This is a genomic window from Hypericibacter terrae, assembly GCF_008728855.1.
GTDB lineage: Bacteria > Pseudomonadota > Alphaproteobacteria > Dongiales > Dongiaceae > Hypericibacter > Hypericibacter terrae.
In genome coordinates, this window is sequence record NZ_CP042906.1 from 1,537,188 (window position 1) to 1,550,878 (window position 13,691).

The 13,691-nt window shown below is 63.7% G+C and carries 17 protein-coding genes; 10 read left to right on the forward strand and 7 right to left on the reverse strand.

From position 1 onward, the window contains the following. Positions 1-11: 11 nt before the first annotated feature. Positions 12-608: an SCO family protein gene (locus FRZ44_RS07060; protein ID WP_225308581.1), complete on the reverse strand. Its 597-nt coding sequence runs from the start codon at positions 606-608 to the stop codon at positions 12-14. A 225-nt stretch (positions 609-833) separates the two neighbouring features. On the opposite strand from FRZ44_RS07060, the gene FRZ44_RS07065 reads away from it, so the two are divergent. The 7 genes from FRZ44_RS07065 to FRZ44_RS07095 all read left to right on the forward strand — a co-directional run bounded on the left by FRZ44_RS07065 (position 834) and on the right by FRZ44_RS07095 (position 4,692). Then, positions 834-1,280, forward strand: coding sequence for a MarR family winged helix-turn-helix transcriptional regulator (locus tag FRZ44_RS07065; RefSeq protein ID WP_151176526.1), 447 nt, complete (start codon positions 834-836; stop codon positions 1,278-1,280). Positions 1,281-1,307: 27 nt separating this feature from the next. Then, on the forward strand, positions 1,308-1,661 hold the full coding sequence (locus FRZ44_RS07070) for a DUF1428 domain-containing protein (RefSeq protein WP_151176527.1): 354 nt from the start codon (positions 1,308-1,310) through the stop codon (positions 1,659-1,661). 138 nt (positions 1,662-1,799) lie between these two features. After that, positions 1,800-2,177 (forward strand): ArsR/SmtB family transcription factor, encoded by a 378-nt coding sequence (locus tag FRZ44_RS07075; protein WP_151176528.1) that lies wholly within the window; start codon positions 1,800-1,802, stop codon positions 2,175-2,177. Further along, a complete protein-coding gene (locus FRZ44_RS07080) occupies positions 2,134-2,625 on the forward strand; it encodes an SRPBCC family protein (RefSeq protein ID WP_191908455.1) in 492 nt (163 codons plus the stop codon). The genes FRZ44_RS07075 and FRZ44_RS07080 overlap by 44 nt, the downstream gene beginning before the upstream one ends. A 19-nt stretch (positions 2,626-2,644) precedes the next feature. Beyond that, positions 2,645-3,433, forward strand: a complete 789-nt coding sequence (locus FRZ44_RS07085) for a DUF899 domain-containing protein (RefSeq protein ID WP_151176530.1) — start codon at positions 2,645-2,647, stop codon at positions 3,431-3,433. Positions 3,434-3,597: 164 nt separating this feature from the next. After that, positions 3,598-4,137: an SRPBCC family protein gene (locus FRZ44_RS07090; RefSeq protein WP_151176531.1), complete on the forward strand. Its 540-nt coding sequence runs from the start codon at positions 3,598-3,600 to the stop codon at positions 4,135-4,137. Between the two features lie 141 nt (positions 4,138-4,278). Then, a complete protein-coding gene (locus FRZ44_RS07095) occupies positions 4,279-4,692 on the forward strand; it encodes a VOC family protein (protein ID WP_151176532.1) in 414 nt (137 codons plus the stop codon). Between the two features lie 570 nt (positions 4,693-5,262). Here the strand turns inward: FRZ44_RS07095 and FRZ44_RS07100 are convergent. After that, positions 5,263-6,510 (reverse strand): glycosyltransferase family protein, encoded by a 1,248-nt coding sequence (locus tag FRZ44_RS07100; RefSeq protein ID WP_151176533.1) that lies wholly within the window; start codon positions 6,508-6,510, stop codon positions 5,263-5,265. A 792-nt stretch (positions 6,511-7,302) separates the two neighbouring features. Between FRZ44_RS07100 and FRZ44_RS07105 the strand changes: the two genes are divergently transcribed. Continuing rightward, positions 7,303-7,965, forward strand: a complete 663-nt coding sequence (locus FRZ44_RS07105; protein WP_225308582.1) for a thermonuclease family protein — start codon at positions 7,303-7,305, stop codon at positions 7,963-7,965. Positions 7,966-8,135: 170 nt separating this feature from the next. After that, positions 8,136-8,324: a hypothetical protein gene (locus FRZ44_RS07110; RefSeq protein WP_151176534.1), complete on the forward strand. Its 189-nt coding sequence runs from the start codon at positions 8,136-8,138 to the stop codon at positions 8,322-8,324. Between the two features lie 93 nt (positions 8,325-8,417). On the opposite strand, the gene FRZ44_RS07115 is transcribed toward FRZ44_RS07110, so the two are convergent. Genes FRZ44_RS07115 through FRZ44_RS07130 form a run of 4 tightly spaced genes read right to left on the reverse strand, consistent with a single transcriptional unit; the run spans position 8,418 to position 12,013 of the window. Beyond that, positions 8,418-9,080 carry a methyltransferase family protein gene (locus tag FRZ44_RS07115; protein ID WP_151176535.1) on the reverse strand — a complete coding sequence of 221 codons (663 nt, stop codon included), beginning with the start codon at positions 9,078-9,080 and terminating at the stop codon, positions 8,418-8,420. Between the two features lie 52 nt (positions 9,081-9,132). Then, entirely contained in the window at positions 9,133-10,161 is a 1,029-nt protein-coding gene (locus FRZ44_RS07120) for an aromatic ring-hydroxylating oxygenase subunit alpha (RefSeq protein ID WP_151176536.1), read from the reverse strand. Further along, on the reverse strand, positions 10,158-11,030 hold the full coding sequence (locus FRZ44_RS07125) for a sugar phosphate isomerase/epimerase family protein (protein ID WP_151176537.1): 873 nt from the start codon (positions 11,028-11,030) through the stop codon (positions 10,158-10,160). Before FRZ44_RS07125 ends, FRZ44_RS07120 begins: the two co-directional genes overlap by 4 nt. 26 nt (positions 11,031-11,056) lie before the next feature. Next, positions 11,057-12,013: a LysR family transcriptional regulator gene (locus tag FRZ44_RS07130; RefSeq protein WP_151176538.1), complete on the reverse strand. Its 957-nt coding sequence runs from the start codon at positions 12,011-12,013 to the stop codon at positions 11,057-11,059. A 117-nt stretch (positions 12,014-12,130) separates the two neighbouring features. Between FRZ44_RS07130 and FRZ44_RS07135 the strand changes: the two genes are divergently transcribed. Then, the gene (locus tag FRZ44_RS07135) at positions 12,131-12,760 is read left to right on the forward strand and encodes an FMN-dependent NADH-azoreductase (RefSeq protein ID WP_151176539.1); all 630 of its coding nucleotides are present in this window, start codon (positions 12,131-12,133) and stop codon (positions 12,758-12,760) included. 257 nt (positions 12,761-13,017) lie between these two features. Here the strand turns inward: FRZ44_RS07135 and FRZ44_RS07140 are convergent, their stop codons facing one another. Then, a complete protein-coding gene (locus tag FRZ44_RS07140) occupies positions 13,018-13,689 on the reverse strand; it encodes a hypothetical protein (protein WP_151176540.1) in 672 nt (223 codons plus the stop codon). Positions 13,690-13,691 lie beyond the last annotated feature (2 nt).

The window sequence follows — 13,691 nt, forward strand, 5'->3', positions numbered from 1 at the left end:
CGCGCCTGGGGTCAGCCCTGCTGCAGCAGCGGCTTCAATTTTTCGGCCATCTCGGCCGGGCTGTCGTCGTAACGCAGCAGCGTTTCGTAGCGTCCGTCGGGCCGCATCACATAGATCAGCGTGCTGTGGTCCATCGTGTAGTCGTTGCCTTGCGGCACCTTCTGATAGAAGGCGTGATAGGCTTTGGCGACGGCGTCGATCTCGGCAGGCGTGCCGGTGAGGCCGGTGATCCGCTTGTCGAAGGCGCTCACGTAGCTCTTCATCACGTCGGGCGTATCGCGCTCGGGGTCGACCGTGATGAAGAGCGGATGCAGCTTGTCGGCGAGAGGGCCCAACGCCTTCAGCGTCAGCGAGATGCGGTTCAAGGTCGTCGGGCAGACCTCGGGGCAATAAGTGAATCCGAAAAACACCAGTTTCCACTGGCCGGCATAGTCGGCATCCGTGACCTTCTTCCCATCCTGATCGGTCAGGCTGAAGGGGCCACCGATATCGGCCGCCGTCGTCTGGCCGGTCTCGTGGGCCCGCCATTCGAGCAGCAGCACGGCAACGCTCGTCACGAAGACCGCGGCGGCGATCACCAGTCCGGCAAGGAGGAGGCCACGCTTCAAGGCGACAGATTCCCCTTCAAGGACGGCGCCGTAAAGCCCGGCGGCACGGATACGCGGAGCATATATCGGGCCGCGCGCTGGGGAAGGCGAGGGGGCTGCGGCAAGATCGCGCGGGAATCCAAGGGGATGAGCCTGTTTCCTGCATGAAAACCTGCGGTTTCCCGGCCGCGGGCCCTAGCGCCGCCGTCAGCTTGACAGATAGGTTGATATCAACATAATGGGGTCATGTCGAAACGCGACGATGTCCCTTACGAAATCACGCATCTCGTCCGCGATACCTGCCTCTGCCTGCATGTACAGCGGGCGGCGCGGGCGGTGGCGCGGCGGTTCGACGAAGCCTTGCGGCCGCTGGCCCTGACCAACGGCCAGTTCTCGCTGCTGATGTCGCTCAATCGCCCCGAGCCGCCCAGCATCGGCAGCGTGGCGCATCTGCTGGCGATGGACCGCACCACGCTGACGGCCAATCTCAAGCCGCTGGAGCGGCGGGGGCTGGTGACGGTCACCGTCGACGAGGCCGACAGGCGCAGCCGTCGCATGGCCCTGACCTCGGCCGGCCGATCGCTCCTGGCCGCGGCCGTTCCGATCTGGAAGCGGACCCACGCCGCGATCGACCGCCTGCTCGGCGCTTCGAGCCCCGATCGGCTGCGCAGCGATCTGATGGCGCTTTCCTGATTCCAATCAAATTTTCTGGGGACCCCGATGGCCTATGTCGATGGATTTCTGCTGCCGATCCCGAAGAAGAACCTGGCGGTCTATCGCCGCATGGCGAAGCGGGCCGGCAAGGTCTGGCGCGAGCATGGCGCGCTCGAATATCGGGAATGCGTGGGCGACGATCTCCCGGTGAAGATGGCGTTGCCGTTCACGCGCGTGACCAAGGCCAGGCGCGGCGAGACCGTCGTCTTCTCCTGGGTCGTCTATAAATCGCGCGCCCATCGCGATCGCGTGGTGGCGAAGGTGATGAAGGATCCGCGGCTTATGGCGATGCCGGAGGGCATGCCGTTCGACCCGAAGCGGATGTCGTATGGCGGATTCAGGGTGATCGTCGAGGCCTAGGCTTCCATACCTGTGTGATTTCGGTGATGACCCGCGCCTTCGGCCGGCCTGTCGCCTATTTCTCAACAGCGACGTCTTGACGGCTGGCGGCAAACAGTATTTAACAATTAGGTTAATTAACAATGTGGTGTAATAACGATGACCGCCGACCCGCTGAGCGCCACCTTTGCGGCCCTGGCCGATCCGACGCGCCGCGCGATCCTGGCGCGGCTGGCGTTGGGCGAGAGCTCGGTGTCCGAGCTGGCCGAGCCCTTCGAGATCAGCCTTCCCGCGGTTTCCAGGCATCTCAAGGTGTTGGAGCGCGCCGGTCTGATCGCGCGCAGCCGCGAGGCGCAATGGCGGCCCTGCCGGATCGAAGCCGCCCCACTGCGGGAGGTGGCCGACTGGGTCGATCGCTACCGGCGCTTCTGGGAAGCGCGTCTCGACCGGCTCGATGCCTACTTGCGCGAACTCGACAGCAAAGAGAAGAAACATGCCCGTAAAGGCAGGAAACGCCGCCGCCGCGAAGCCCACTGAGCGGACGATCACGCTCACCAGGGTATTCGCGGCCCCGCGCGAGCAGGTCTTCGCGGCCTGGACCGATGCCCGGCGCATCGCGCAATGGTGGGCGCCCGACGGATTTACGATCCCCGCCTGCGACGCCGATCCGCGGCCCGATGGCGCGTTCAATCTCTGCATGCGCTGGGCGGATAAGGGCGACTACTGGATGCGCGGCCGCTATCGCGAAGTCGTCATGCCGGAACGGCTGGTCATCGTCGCGACCGCCTATGACGCGCAGCAGATGCCGCGGCTGGAAGCTGTCATCGACGTCACCTTGTCGGAGGCGGCGGGCGAAACGGCGTTCGTCTTGAGGACGACGGCACGAGGGGCGGGCGATGTCGCCGGCGCGATGCTCAACGGCATGAAAGAGGGCTGGAATCAGAGCATCGACCATCTCGAACGTCATCTGGCCGACCGGCCTTGACCCACCAGGGAGATTCGACATGCAACCGCACAAGATCGTCTCGGAGCAGGAATGGCTGATCGCGCGCAAGGCGCATCTGGCGAAGGAGAAAGAGCTGACCCGGCGGCAGGACGAGCTCGCCGCCGAGCGCCGGCAGCTTCCCTGGGTCAAGGTCGAGAAGGGCTATGTCTTCGAAGGCTCCCGCGGAAAGCAGACGCTGTCCGATCTCTTCGCCGGCCGCAGCCAGCTCATCGTCTATCATTTCATGTTCGGTCCGGACTGGCCGCAGGGCTGTCCCTCCTGCTCCTTCATGGCCGATCACATGGACGGTCCCAATCTGCATCTCAAGCATCACGACGTGACGCTGATGGCGGTCTCGCGGGCACCCTGGCCCAAGATCGAGGCCTTCAAGAAGCGCATGGGCTGGCGCTTCAAATGGGTCTCGTCGGAAGGAAGCGATTTCAATTTCGATTATCACGTTTCCTTCACCGACGCCGAGAGGGCCAAGGGCAAGGTCGTCTATAACTTCGAGACCATAGACTACATGTTCGACGAGCTGCCCGGCCTCAGCGTCTTCTACAAGGATCCGTCGGGTACGATCTTCCATACCTATTCGGCCTATGCGCGCGGCGGCGACATCCTGCTGGGCGCGCATCATTTTCTCGATATGACGCCGAAGGGCCGCAACGAGAAGGAAGGCATGGACTGGGTGCGCCATCACGACCGCTATGACGCCCCGCCCCATGCCGCTGCCAACAGCGACTCCTGCTGCGACGCGCAGACCGACCCGGTGTCGGAAATGCGCGCGCGTCTCGACAAGGCGGGATGACCGGACGTCGTCTCGCGCCCGTGAATGCCCGATCTCGGACACGGCATGGATTGGGGCCGTCATCACGCAAGTATGACGACCGGCAATCGCCTTCCTGCTGCCATTCCTGACGAGCTTGTTCGCCATTGCCCGTTGTTCTCTCTCTTCCCCGGAGTTGTTTTTCCATGTTCATAAAGATCCTGATCGGCCTCGCCGTCGTCCTGGCCATTTTCGTCGTGGTTGTCGCCCTGCAACCCTCGGATTTCCGTATCGCGCGAACGACCACGATCGCGGCACCTGCCAGCGCCGTGTTCGCCCAGGTGAACGATTTCCACAAATGGGAGGCCTGGTCGCCCTACGACAAGATCGACCCGGCGCTGAAACGGACCTATAGCGGCGCTCCCACCGGCGTCGGCGCCATCTATGAGTGGGCCGGCAACAAGCATGTCGGCGAGGGCAAGGCCACGATCACCGAGAGCCGGCCCAACGAGTGGGTCCAGATCCGGCTCGATTTCCTGAAGCCTTTCGCCGCGACCAACATGGCCGAATTCAGCCTCGCGCCCCAGGGCGGGCAGACCGCCATCACCTGGAGCATGACCGGCCACAACAATTTCATGTTCAAGGCCGTGGGGCTGTTCATGAACATGGACAAGATGGTGGGCGGCCAGTTCGAGCAGGGGCTGGCGCAGCTCAAGACCCTGGTGGAAACGGCGCCCGCGTCATAGGCCCGGGCGCCACCGCCTTCGCTTCGTCCTTCCGGACGCAACAATAACAACAGGGATGGGCGGCAGCCGACCTTGCCGCACCGACAACGCCTTCCAGACATCGACGACGTCAACCACTTCCAACCCAGACAAGGAGACACCATGCTCGTTCAACCCTATCTGATGTTCGATGGCCGCTGCGAAGAGGCGATCGAGTTCTATCGCCGCGCCGTCGGCGCCGAGACCACGATGCTGATGCGCTTCAAGGATAACCCGGAGCCCACGCCGCCGGGCATGGTCCCGCCCGGCTCGGAGAACAAGGTGATGCATGCCGCGATGAAAATCGGCGACTCGGTCGTGATGGCCACGGACGGCGGCTGCCAGCAGAAGGCGGCCTTTGAGGGCTTCTCCCTGACGCTCACGGTGCCGACCGAGGCCGAGGCCGACAAGCGGTTCAATGCCCTGGCCGAAGGCGGCCAGGTGCGTATGCCGCTGACCAAGACCTTCTTCTCGCCGCGCTTCGGCATGCTGCAGGACAAGTTCGGCGTGGGCTGGATGGTGATCGTGGCGCATTAGGCTGCGGCGTCGCCACCCTACGCTCTAAGGAGAGAGAGCCGGTGGGATGGGGCAGGGGCAAAGGCCGCCGGCCCCTTCTTGCCGGCTCTCCTTCCAATTCGGGGGATTGGCCCGGAACTCCGAGAAGTTCGGGTTCGCCGGAAATCTTCAGCAGCGATGTCAATCTGAGCCGGGTCCGTGCGGCACTCCCATAGAGCCCGAGTCAAGACCCGGCCATCCGGCCGCATGAACCAGATCCGCGCCTGTGACCACGCCTTCCTTGCTGCTTGTTATGTGCCTTATTAAAGCAAGGATTTCAGAACAATGGCGGCATACCGTATCTGGTATGTCCCTGGGACGACGGGATGAGCGTTGTTGCTTTTGACGGTCTCATGCGCCGCCATTCTGAACGCATCGAGATAATGGCCCGTGCGCTCTTGTGCTCGGTATTGGTTGCAAGCCGTCTGCATCGCGCATTGGTGCGGTGCCGCCGCGGCGAATGAGACACAGACAGCCCCTCCTACTCCCCGCTGCAGGGAAAGCCTGCAATCGTCCTGATCCGCTCCCGCCCATAAGTACGGCCTTCCTGATTCATACACTAGGCGGCTTAGGATCGACGCGCCGGAGCTCGCCCGTGCCGTCTCCAGCCGCCCATCGTCTGACGACCCGCAGCAACGCCTCGCCGTCCCAGATGCGCCACCGCTGGGCCAGTCGGGCCGCCTGTGAATGCAGATCGGGCAGCCTGTCGGCAGCAACGGTGAGCGCGTCGATCACCGCTGCGTCCCGTTTATAGGCGATGCCTGCTGCCTGCTTGCGGGCGATCCTCTCGGCCATCCAGGTGCCGGATGGCACGATTGCAGGACGCCCGTACGCGGCGGCGAAGGAGAAGGGGCCCGACGTGCGTTCGGCGTAGCGGTCCCGCCGGTAGGGCAGCAGCAGCATGTCGGCGGCCTGGATCAGCGCAACGAAGGCGCCGTCATCGAGCCAGCCTTTGACAAGCTGGACCTGCGGCATCCTTTCGAGTGCCATGAGGGCAGCGTTTGTTTTGGCCCCGTTCACTTGAATGACGAAACGCAGATCCGCGCGTTGGCGCAATGCCTCGTGGACGATGTCGGGTAGCGGCAAGCCGCTCTTCTCCGGTCGCGGCACGCCCAGGCAGGCGACTAGCGGTCCATTGCCGGCGGGAAGGGTCGGTGGTACGGCGGCCGGAGCGGACGGATCGTAAAAGAGGGTTTGCGGGACCAGATGAATGCCGAAGTTCATTGCCGCCGCCAGACGTTGGGCGAGCCGGTGGTTAGTCGCATGGGCGAAGACTTGCTCTTGGCCGACAGCTTGAACGACGCGGCGCGCGGCAAGACGGTGGATCAGGCCCTGGACGCTGCCGGGCTCCACCGGATGATAGAGATCCTGAAACCCGATTGCGACACGGGGACGAACGCCAAGCTTGAGCAGCCAGTCGGCAACACCCGCGACCTCACGGGCGCGCGTCACCGGCATCCAGAACAGATCCGACGGCCGCGGCTCGAACCCAGACCGATCAAGGTCTGCAGCACAAAGGCGCTGGCCCGCGCGGTAATCGTTCCAAGTCCGATCGAAAAGATCACCTTCGGCCGCGGGCTCGTACAGACCGCGAGTAAACACTCCTCTGTGATCGGCGAGTTCGGCAGCCAGCGCTCGGTCGACGCTCTTCGTCGTCAGGGTGGCGAGAGAAAACCCGTTCTTGACACACAGCCGCGCCAGACCGCAGGCGAAATGCGCGTGATGACCCGTACGTTGTCTGAGCCCGCTATCGAGCAGGACGATCCGCGATTGAGAATTGGTACCAGCGGCGGATGGCAATCGGCGAGTCCTCAATGCTCAATATGCATCATCATACTGTAGGCTGGGTGACGCCATATCCTCCCGATCCATAGCGACGTGAGCGCTGCCACGGCTGTGCAGGGAACTGATCGGCGGTCGGGCGACCGGATCGCGTCTCGGGTGCTCGAGGCTGCGGTTGACGGACGATGTGAAGCGAAGGCGAGCAGCACCGGGCCCATTCACGGCGTCCGACATGACGGGCATCGGGTTAGGGCTGCCGACCGTATGAGGCCTCAAGTCACGTGCCGATTTCACCCTGGTCCTCGCTAGCCACGCTTTGGGGCTTCCCGTGTTGCCTACGCTTCCCTTGTGAACATGCTGCCGCCACGACCCCGGTACAGCGGCCGGGCGGACTCTTCGCTCAGTCTCCTAGCCGTATCAGCCTCCCCCGAAAGGGTCGTCGGGTCGGCCTGCACACTCGGGCGGTCACCAATTCGTGACCCGCTATCCGAAGGCTTCAGCCATTTCGTTACCCCCATGACTGCTCCGGTTGCTTCCGGCTGGAGCGGTTGCCGGGTGGGGCTCGCAACCACTGGAGAGCGCCACTTTATCACGGCGCTATGAGGAGACGCACTAGTGGCTACGGGAAACCCGCCGAATGAGGCGGCGGGCGCCACCTTCGGGTCCTTAAGGGAGTGTCAACAACACCAGGCGCAGGCTCGGGAAACGCAGATATTTGCCGCCGCCAGAGCTCTTTTGGCGTGGGCAGGGTCGCCCCCGTATTTGACGCTCTTGGCAAGGAACAGCGGCAATGTTCCGGGAGCACAGGCGATGCCCGTGAGTACCGCTCGCATTGCAACCTTGGCGATGATCGCCGCGCTCTTTGTTCTGCGCGCGATGCGTATGTTCTGGCCACAGCATGGCGGCGCTGGTGTCCCGAGGGAATCCCAAGACGCCTCGCTCCGACTGTCGTGGTTGACGTTGGCTGTGGCCGTCTTGGCAAGCGCTGCGGTAAGCCACAGTGCACCGGACCGGAACAGCCCGGCTTCTTCCCCAGAACTGCCCAGCGACGCTTCGCTGGACTTAGTCACTTCCGGCTATCCTCGCGTCATCAACGGCGACACGATCAATATTCAAGGCTCGAGAATCCGGCTCTTCGGGATCGATGCACCGGAGAGCCAGCAGACTTGCAAGAACGCCTCCGGCCGGGTCTTCGACTGCGGCTGGAAAGCGACCGTCGCCCTGGTGGATCACATCGCCGGCGGCACGGTGTCTTGCCGCTCGCGCGGCGTCGACCGCTTCGGCCGCACGGTTGCGGTTTGTCATCTGGGGTCGGAGGATTTGAACGCCTGGATGGTCGCCAATGGCTGGGCGGTGGCGTACCGGCATTACAGCCTCGACTATGTGCCGCAGGAGAATGCCGCGCAGGCGGGGAAGCGCGGGATCTGGGCCGGCTCGTTCATGGCCCCATCGGAATGGCGCAGGGCCCACTAGCTCGCGTTCACCTCTTGTTGTGCGCTTGTAGCTCCGCACGAGGGTCCCTTGCCATCGCCTTGGCAGGGGGCGTATCAAACCGCAAGGCTCTAACCCCGAAGGGCTCACCGTTCGGTGGAACGTCGAGCTGGTCAGGTTCCTTGGCGCTCGCAACCTGGAGGACAACGACGATGATCAATACCCGGTACAAGAAACTCTCAGGCGTTCATGCTGGCCAACTCTATGTCGTTGTTGGTCCAAGCAGCGAAATCGAGAGCCCGGTCCGCTGGGTGCTGCACAACGAGGTCGATAAGAAAGACAGGCCGATTGTCGCGGAAGATGAGCTCAATGATCCCAGGAAATGGCTACCCCTGTCCTAGCCCGGATGCCCAAAGGACTCACCAGGACGACGCTGCACGGCAAGTTGCGAGGGCAGGGTGGGGTATGTTCGGGGCGACAGCCGGTTCGGCGCGCTACCAGATCATGGGTATCAGGCGATAGCGCAATCTTCTTTGGTACTCCGCATAGCCCGGAAGATTTCTCGCCAGGAATCTCTCCTCGTCGATCAGCCGCCAGATCAGCGCCGGGATCATCGCGACGATGACGAGCAGGCCCCACCAGGAACCCAGCGCGATCGGTATGCCGAGCAGCATGACGAGACCGCCGGCATACATGGGGTGCCGTACGAGCGCATAGGGACCGGTCGAGATGACCCTTTGATCCGGCGCCAGCTCGACCGTGGCCGAAGCGAAGCTGTTTTCTCTGAAGACGAAGAAGATCGCGGCCCAGCCGAGCAGGAAAATCACGTGCCCGGCCAGCGCCATGGGGGACGGCATCTGCGACCAGGCAAAGCGACGGTCGAGGGCGGGGACGATCAGCAGGCCGATGAAGGCCAGCGACGCGATGGACATGATGATCTTCTGGGTCGCTTCCTTCTCGGCGGTCGGGCCGCCCCGCTTCCGTCGCTCCAGGAGCGCGGGGTCCTTTCTCATGAGATAGAAAGTGATCGCGAGGGAGGATGCGGCATAGGCGGCGAGGAACAGCCAGGCTTGCCAGTAGTCGAAGGTTCCCGCGGCGGCGAAAAGCATGGCCGCCATGACAAGAAGGACGACCAGCAGCCTGCCGAGAATTCTCATGTTCCGCTGTTCATCTCGTGAAATGACAGCCGCCGATCGCCGCGAATCTTCTTTAGGCGCAGTTGATCGCTTCGGCGATCAGCGTCTGCAGCCGCGCGAGATGACCTTCCTGCAGCGGCGACAACACTCCCGACTGATAGACCCCGGCCTCGAAGTTCCGCTGTACGCTCTCGCAGACACCCATATCCTCGCGCGTGATCTGCTTGTTCCATTCGGTGGAATCGGCGCGCTCCTCGGCGGAAAGATCGGCGAACCAGGACCAGTTGGTGAGTTTCATGCGGGTGGGGGAGAGCGGTTCGATGCGCTCGGCCTTGAAGCTGCGGGCACCGGCCACGCCCTGAAAACCCGGAAAGCGGTAGAACCAGATGCCCTGGTTGCCGCGCAGCGCGCTGTCCTCGCCCGCATAGGTGACATGGAACACGACCAGCCGGCCCTCGTCATAGGCCTTGATCTGCGTATGGCTGCGATCGACCGCGGCGGTCAGCCGCTTATGCACCAGCGGCAGGTGATAGCCCTCGACGGTGTTCTCGCAATAGGCCTTCCAGTTGCAGTCGCCCTCGGCCGAGAAGCTGCCGTTCAAGGCGAGGTCGGCCGGCCTGGGAAACTCGTGGCACAAGGCCGGCAGGCTGCCGAGCCAGTTGCTGAGATCCGGCGCGCTCTCGTCGAAGCAGACGAAGACCAGTTCGTTCCAGCATTCGACCCGGACCGGGAACAGGCCGCGCCCGGCGAGATCGAGCTCGCCCTCGGCGCCGAAATTCGGCGCCTTGCGCAAGGCGCCGGTCAGGTCGTAGGTCCAGGCGTGATAAGGGCAGACGATGCGGGCGCAGGAGCCCGTCTCGCCCGTCAGCAGCCGCGCCGCGCGATGGCGGCAGACATTGTGGAAGCCGCGCAGGACGCCGTCATCGCCGCGAACGACGAAGACCGGCCAGCCATTGACCGTATCGGCGTGCCAGCAGCGCGCCTCGCGCAGACCCGCTTCGGGCCCGAACAGCGACCAGTTGCGCGCAAAGATGTGCGTGCGGTCGCGCTGATAGGCCTCCGCATCGATATACCAGGAGACCGGCAGCAGGGTTTTGGTCATCGCGTCCTTTCCCGATCGCCGGGCCCGCCGGCCTCTTCGGCCTCGATGCGCGCCCAGAGATCGCGCACCATGGACTTCAATTTTTGCGCCTCGAGCCAGCGGTCGGAAAGCTCGTAACCGTCCGCCCCCGTGATCGCGTATTCCTTGGGCCCAAGCTCGCACAGGAAGGTGAGGCTGTCATCCGGTCCCGCCCGGCGCCGCCAGCTCCGCATGCCATAGTCCCACCAGGTCAGGAACAGCTCGACCCAATGGCGGTGCTGCGGGAAGTCGATCTGGATCTGAATCTGCTCGCGGCTGCCGACGCGTCCCTGCAGACCCCAGGCATGGTCGAGGATGCGATGGATGAGCGCGTGGTTCTCTTCCGAGATCGGATACCAGAACTCGCGCCCCACCAGGAAATGGGAGAGGTCGGCCTCGAGGCGCAGGTTGGGAAAGCGATCGAGCAGATGCAGCGTGAAGATGAGGTCGGTCGTCATCTCGTTGCGATGCGTCTCGATGTTGAGCTTGACGCCAGCCTCGGCGGCCAGCGCCCGCCAGCCCTCGATATAGGGTACGCATTCCTCGAGCGTGTAGGGGCGTACCACCGGCAAGAGGTTGATATGGGTTCCGCCCAGCTCGCGGGCGCCCTCGAGGATCGGCTTCAGCGCCTCGACCGTGGAGATGAAGGCCTCGATTTGCCAGGTGAGGCCATGCTCGCGCAGCAGGCTCGTGGCTTGGCGCGCGAAGGCGAGATCGCCGAAATCGATGCTGGCGCCGTCGAAGCCGGCCTCGGCGATCATGCGGATCTTTTCCTCGAGCGGCCATTCCAGCCCGTCGGGCCGGCGGCGCTCCATCGCCCAGAGCGATTGGAAGACGAGGAGTTTCTGCATCGGGGGGGACGCCTTTCCGACCGGGGTCATTCCGCCGAGGACGCGGCAGCTTGCTGGGCGGCCAGCCGTCGCGCCGCCATCTGGCAGGGATCCCATTCTGTCTCGCCGCCGAAGCGTTCGACCAGCGCATCGATCAGGACGCGGAGCTTGCCGGAGACCTGCGCGCCGGGCGGCCGCACCAGGAACAGGCCGGCCTCGGGCATCGGGAACTCGGTGAGCAGGGGTTCGAGGCGTCCGCTCTGGATCGCCTCCGAGATGATGAAGGTCGGCAGCACGCCGATGCCGAGCCCCGCGGTCGCCCATTGCAGGAGGGCCTCGCCGCTGTCCGAGCGAAGGCGCCCGGCGGGGCGGACCGCCACCCATCGCTTCCCGACCCGAAAGGACCATTCGGCCACGGTCCTGCCCGTATAGATCAGGCATTCGTGAGCGGCGAGATCCTGAGGCGTCTGCGGGCGTCCCTTCTCGGCGAGATAGGCGGGGCTCGCCACCACGGCGCCATAGATGGGCGCGACCCGCCGGGCCACCAGGGTGGAATCCTTCAGTTGGCCCAGCCGGATCGCGGCATCGAAGCGCTCGCCGATCAGATCGACAAAACGGTCGCTATATTCGGCGAGGATCTCGAGCCGCGGATGGCGCTTGGCGAGTTCGCCCAGGATTGGCGTCACATGGCGGGTCCCGAAGGAGACGGGGACCGACAGCCGAAGCTGGCCGATGACCCCGCTGCCCCGGCTGGCGACGGCATCCTGGGCCTCCTCGAGGTCCGCCAGGATCCGCTGGCTCCGGGTCTTGAACTCCAGCCCCGCCTCGGTCGGGCTGACGCCGCGCGTGGTCCGGCTGAGGAGGCGGGTCCCCAGCTCGGCCTCCAGCCGGGCGATGCGCCGGCTGATGATCGATTTCGAGACCCCCAACCGCTTGGCCGCCCGGCCGAATCCGCCGGTTTCGACCACCTCGACGAAGCCCTTGAGATCGTCCAGCTCGGCCATGAAAACGTTCCTGATTGAGCAACAGTAAGATGCGGATTATGGGGATACTGATGCGAAATGTGAACCACTACCTTCAGCTCATCGCCAACAAGCTTCCTGCCTGAAGGGGTTCACTCCATGTCCACCGTTCTCGTCGTCAACAGCAGCGCCTTGGGCGGCGCGTCGGTTTCCCGGCAACTGGCGGAAAAGGCCGTTGCCCATCTGCGCGCCCAGGATCCGGGCCTGCGCGTCGTCACCCGCGATCTGGGCGAGACGCCGGTCCCGCATCTGACCACCGACGCCGCAACAGCCATTCGCGGCGGCGAGCCCGCCAATGCGGCCCAGGCCGCGACGCAGGCGCTCTCCAACACGCTCATCGACGAGCTGAAGGCGGCCGACACCGTCATCATCGGCGCGCCGATGTACAACTTCGGCATCGCCTCGACACTGAAGGCCTGGTTCGACCACGTGCTGCGCGCCGGCGTCACCTTCCGCTATACGGAGAAGGGCCCCGAGGGCCTGGTGACCGGCAAGCGCGCGATCGTGATCGAGAGCCGCGGCGGTCTCTACAGCGAAGGCCCGGCGCAGTCCTACGATTCCCAGGAGCCGCACTTGCGGACCCTGTTGGGCTTCATCGGCATCACGGACGTCACCTTCATCCGCGCCGAGAAGCTGGCCTTCGGTCCCGAGGCACGCGAGCAGGCGATCGGGGCGGCCCATGCCGAGCTCGGCCGCCATATCGAGGAACGGCAGCGGCAAGCGGCCTGATCAGCTGACAGGCTCGTCCCTCGCGAGTCTGTCGCTTTCTCTTTGTCGAACTCTCCAAACGGGAACAGCTCGCCGAGTTAGGGCGGGCCGTTTCTGTATTTGGCGTTTAGCCGAGGTCTGGCGCTTCTGTGTGAGACAGTGGCTCAGCGGCGAAGTCGGAGTCCGGTTGAAGGGGCACGACGGGGCAGAAATCCACAGTCCTGCCGAACGAGGCCGAGGGGCTGGCTGTGGCCATCAGCATCGTCCTGTGTGATCGCTTAGTAGACGTCCCTCAATTGGACGTCTGCGCGAGTAGCAAGGTCAAACATCATGCCGAGCCGCGCGCCGGCGAAGTACATGTTTCTGAAGAAGCTTTTTGCCTTTGCTGTTCGCCAGAATCCAAAACCAAACACTCCCCGAACAACAAGTTTGGTATCCCGCTCAAAATGCCACTCGAAAATACGCAGTGGTAGGTCGTTAGCGTCTTTCGAATACTGCCTCATCAATTCGTTGGCGACGAGAGAAGAAGGGAACCACTCCGCTAGCAATGCCGCTACGTCTACCCTTCCAGTTTCGGAACGAGTTGGAAATGTTCGAAGCAAGAAATGGCTGATGAGGCCAAGATAGAAGTGCTGTCGGATGAGTTTGTTTGACGCCGTCTGAGTGGCTCCTGGAAGCATCTTCAAGGATGATGCACGCAGAAACCGACGAGGAAACGACAAAGCGGCGCCAAGGCCCGGGTGGCCCAAACGACCGCCATCCGCAGAGCCTGTGACTATGTCAAAAAAGCCCTCTAGCGGCGTATCTAGGCCTGTTAAAGCCTCCGCCGCTTGGCGTTTCAAAGTTTCATACTCATCCGAACTAAAGTAGACGCCCGGGCTACTCAAAGCTGAAATCGCCTCACGAAAGAGGGTTTCTGCCTGAAGATAACTGATAGACATGTCGCCCATGT

Bases quoted from the DNA above. Each gene is read 5' to 3' on its own strand.
- FRZ44_RS07085 (WP_151176530.1), top strand. From the start codon at position 2,645: ATGCAACCGCACAAGATCGTCTCGGAGCAGGAATGGCTGATCGCGCGC.
- FRZ44_RS07115 (WP_151176535.1), bottom strand. From the start codon at position 9,080: ATGAGAATTCTCGGCAGGCTGCTGGTCGTCCTTCTTGTCATGGCGGCC.
- FRZ44_RS07080 (WP_191908455.1), top strand. From the start codon at position 2,134: ATGCCCGTAAAGGCAGGAAACGCCGCCGCCGCGAAGCCCACTGAGCGG.
- FRZ44_RS07095 (WP_151176532.1), top strand. From the start codon at position 4,279: ATGCTCGTTCAACCCTATCTGATGTTCGATGGCCGCTGCGAAGAGGCG.
- FRZ44_RS07125 (WP_151176537.1), bottom strand. From the start codon at position 11,030: ATGCAGAAACTCCTCGTCTTCCAATCGCTCTGGGCGATGGAGCGCCGC.
- FRZ44_RS07105 (WP_225308582.1), top strand. From the start codon at position 7,303: ATGCCCGTGAGTACCGCTCGCATTGCAACCTTGGCGATGATCGCCGCG.
- FRZ44_RS07130 (WP_151176538.1), bottom strand. From the start codon at position 12,013: ATGGCCGAGCTGGACGATCTCAAGGGCTTCGTCGAGGTGGTCGAAACC.
- FRZ44_RS07075 (WP_151176528.1), top strand. From the start codon at position 1,800: ATGACCGCCGACCCGCTGAGCGCCACCTTTGCGGCCCTGGCCGATCCG.
- FRZ44_RS07110 (WP_151176534.1), top strand. From the start codon at position 8,136: ATGATCAATACCCGGTACAAGAAACTCTCAGGCGTTCATGCTGGCCAA.
- FRZ44_RS07070 (WP_151176527.1), top strand. From the start codon at position 1,308: ATGGCCTATGTCGATGGATTTCTGCTGCCGATCCCGAAGAAGAACCTG.
- FRZ44_RS07140 (WP_151176540.1), bottom strand. From the start codon at position 13,689: ATGGGCGACATGTCTATCAGTTATCTTCAGGCAGAAACCCTCTTTCGT.
- FRZ44_RS07065 (WP_151176526.1), top strand. From the start codon at position 834: ATGTCGAAACGCGACGATGTCCCTTACGAAATCACGCATCTCGTCCGC.
- FRZ44_RS07120 (WP_151176536.1), bottom strand. From the start codon at position 10,161: ATGACCAAAACCCTGCTGCCGGTCTCCTGGTATATCGATGCGGAGGCC.
- FRZ44_RS07135 (WP_151176539.1), top strand. From the start codon at position 12,131: ATGTCCACCGTTCTCGTCGTCAACAGCAGCGCCTTGGGCGGCGCGTCG.
- FRZ44_RS07090 (WP_151176531.1), top strand. From the start codon at position 3,598: ATGTTCATAAAGATCCTGATCGGCCTCGCCGTCGTCCTGGCCATTTTC.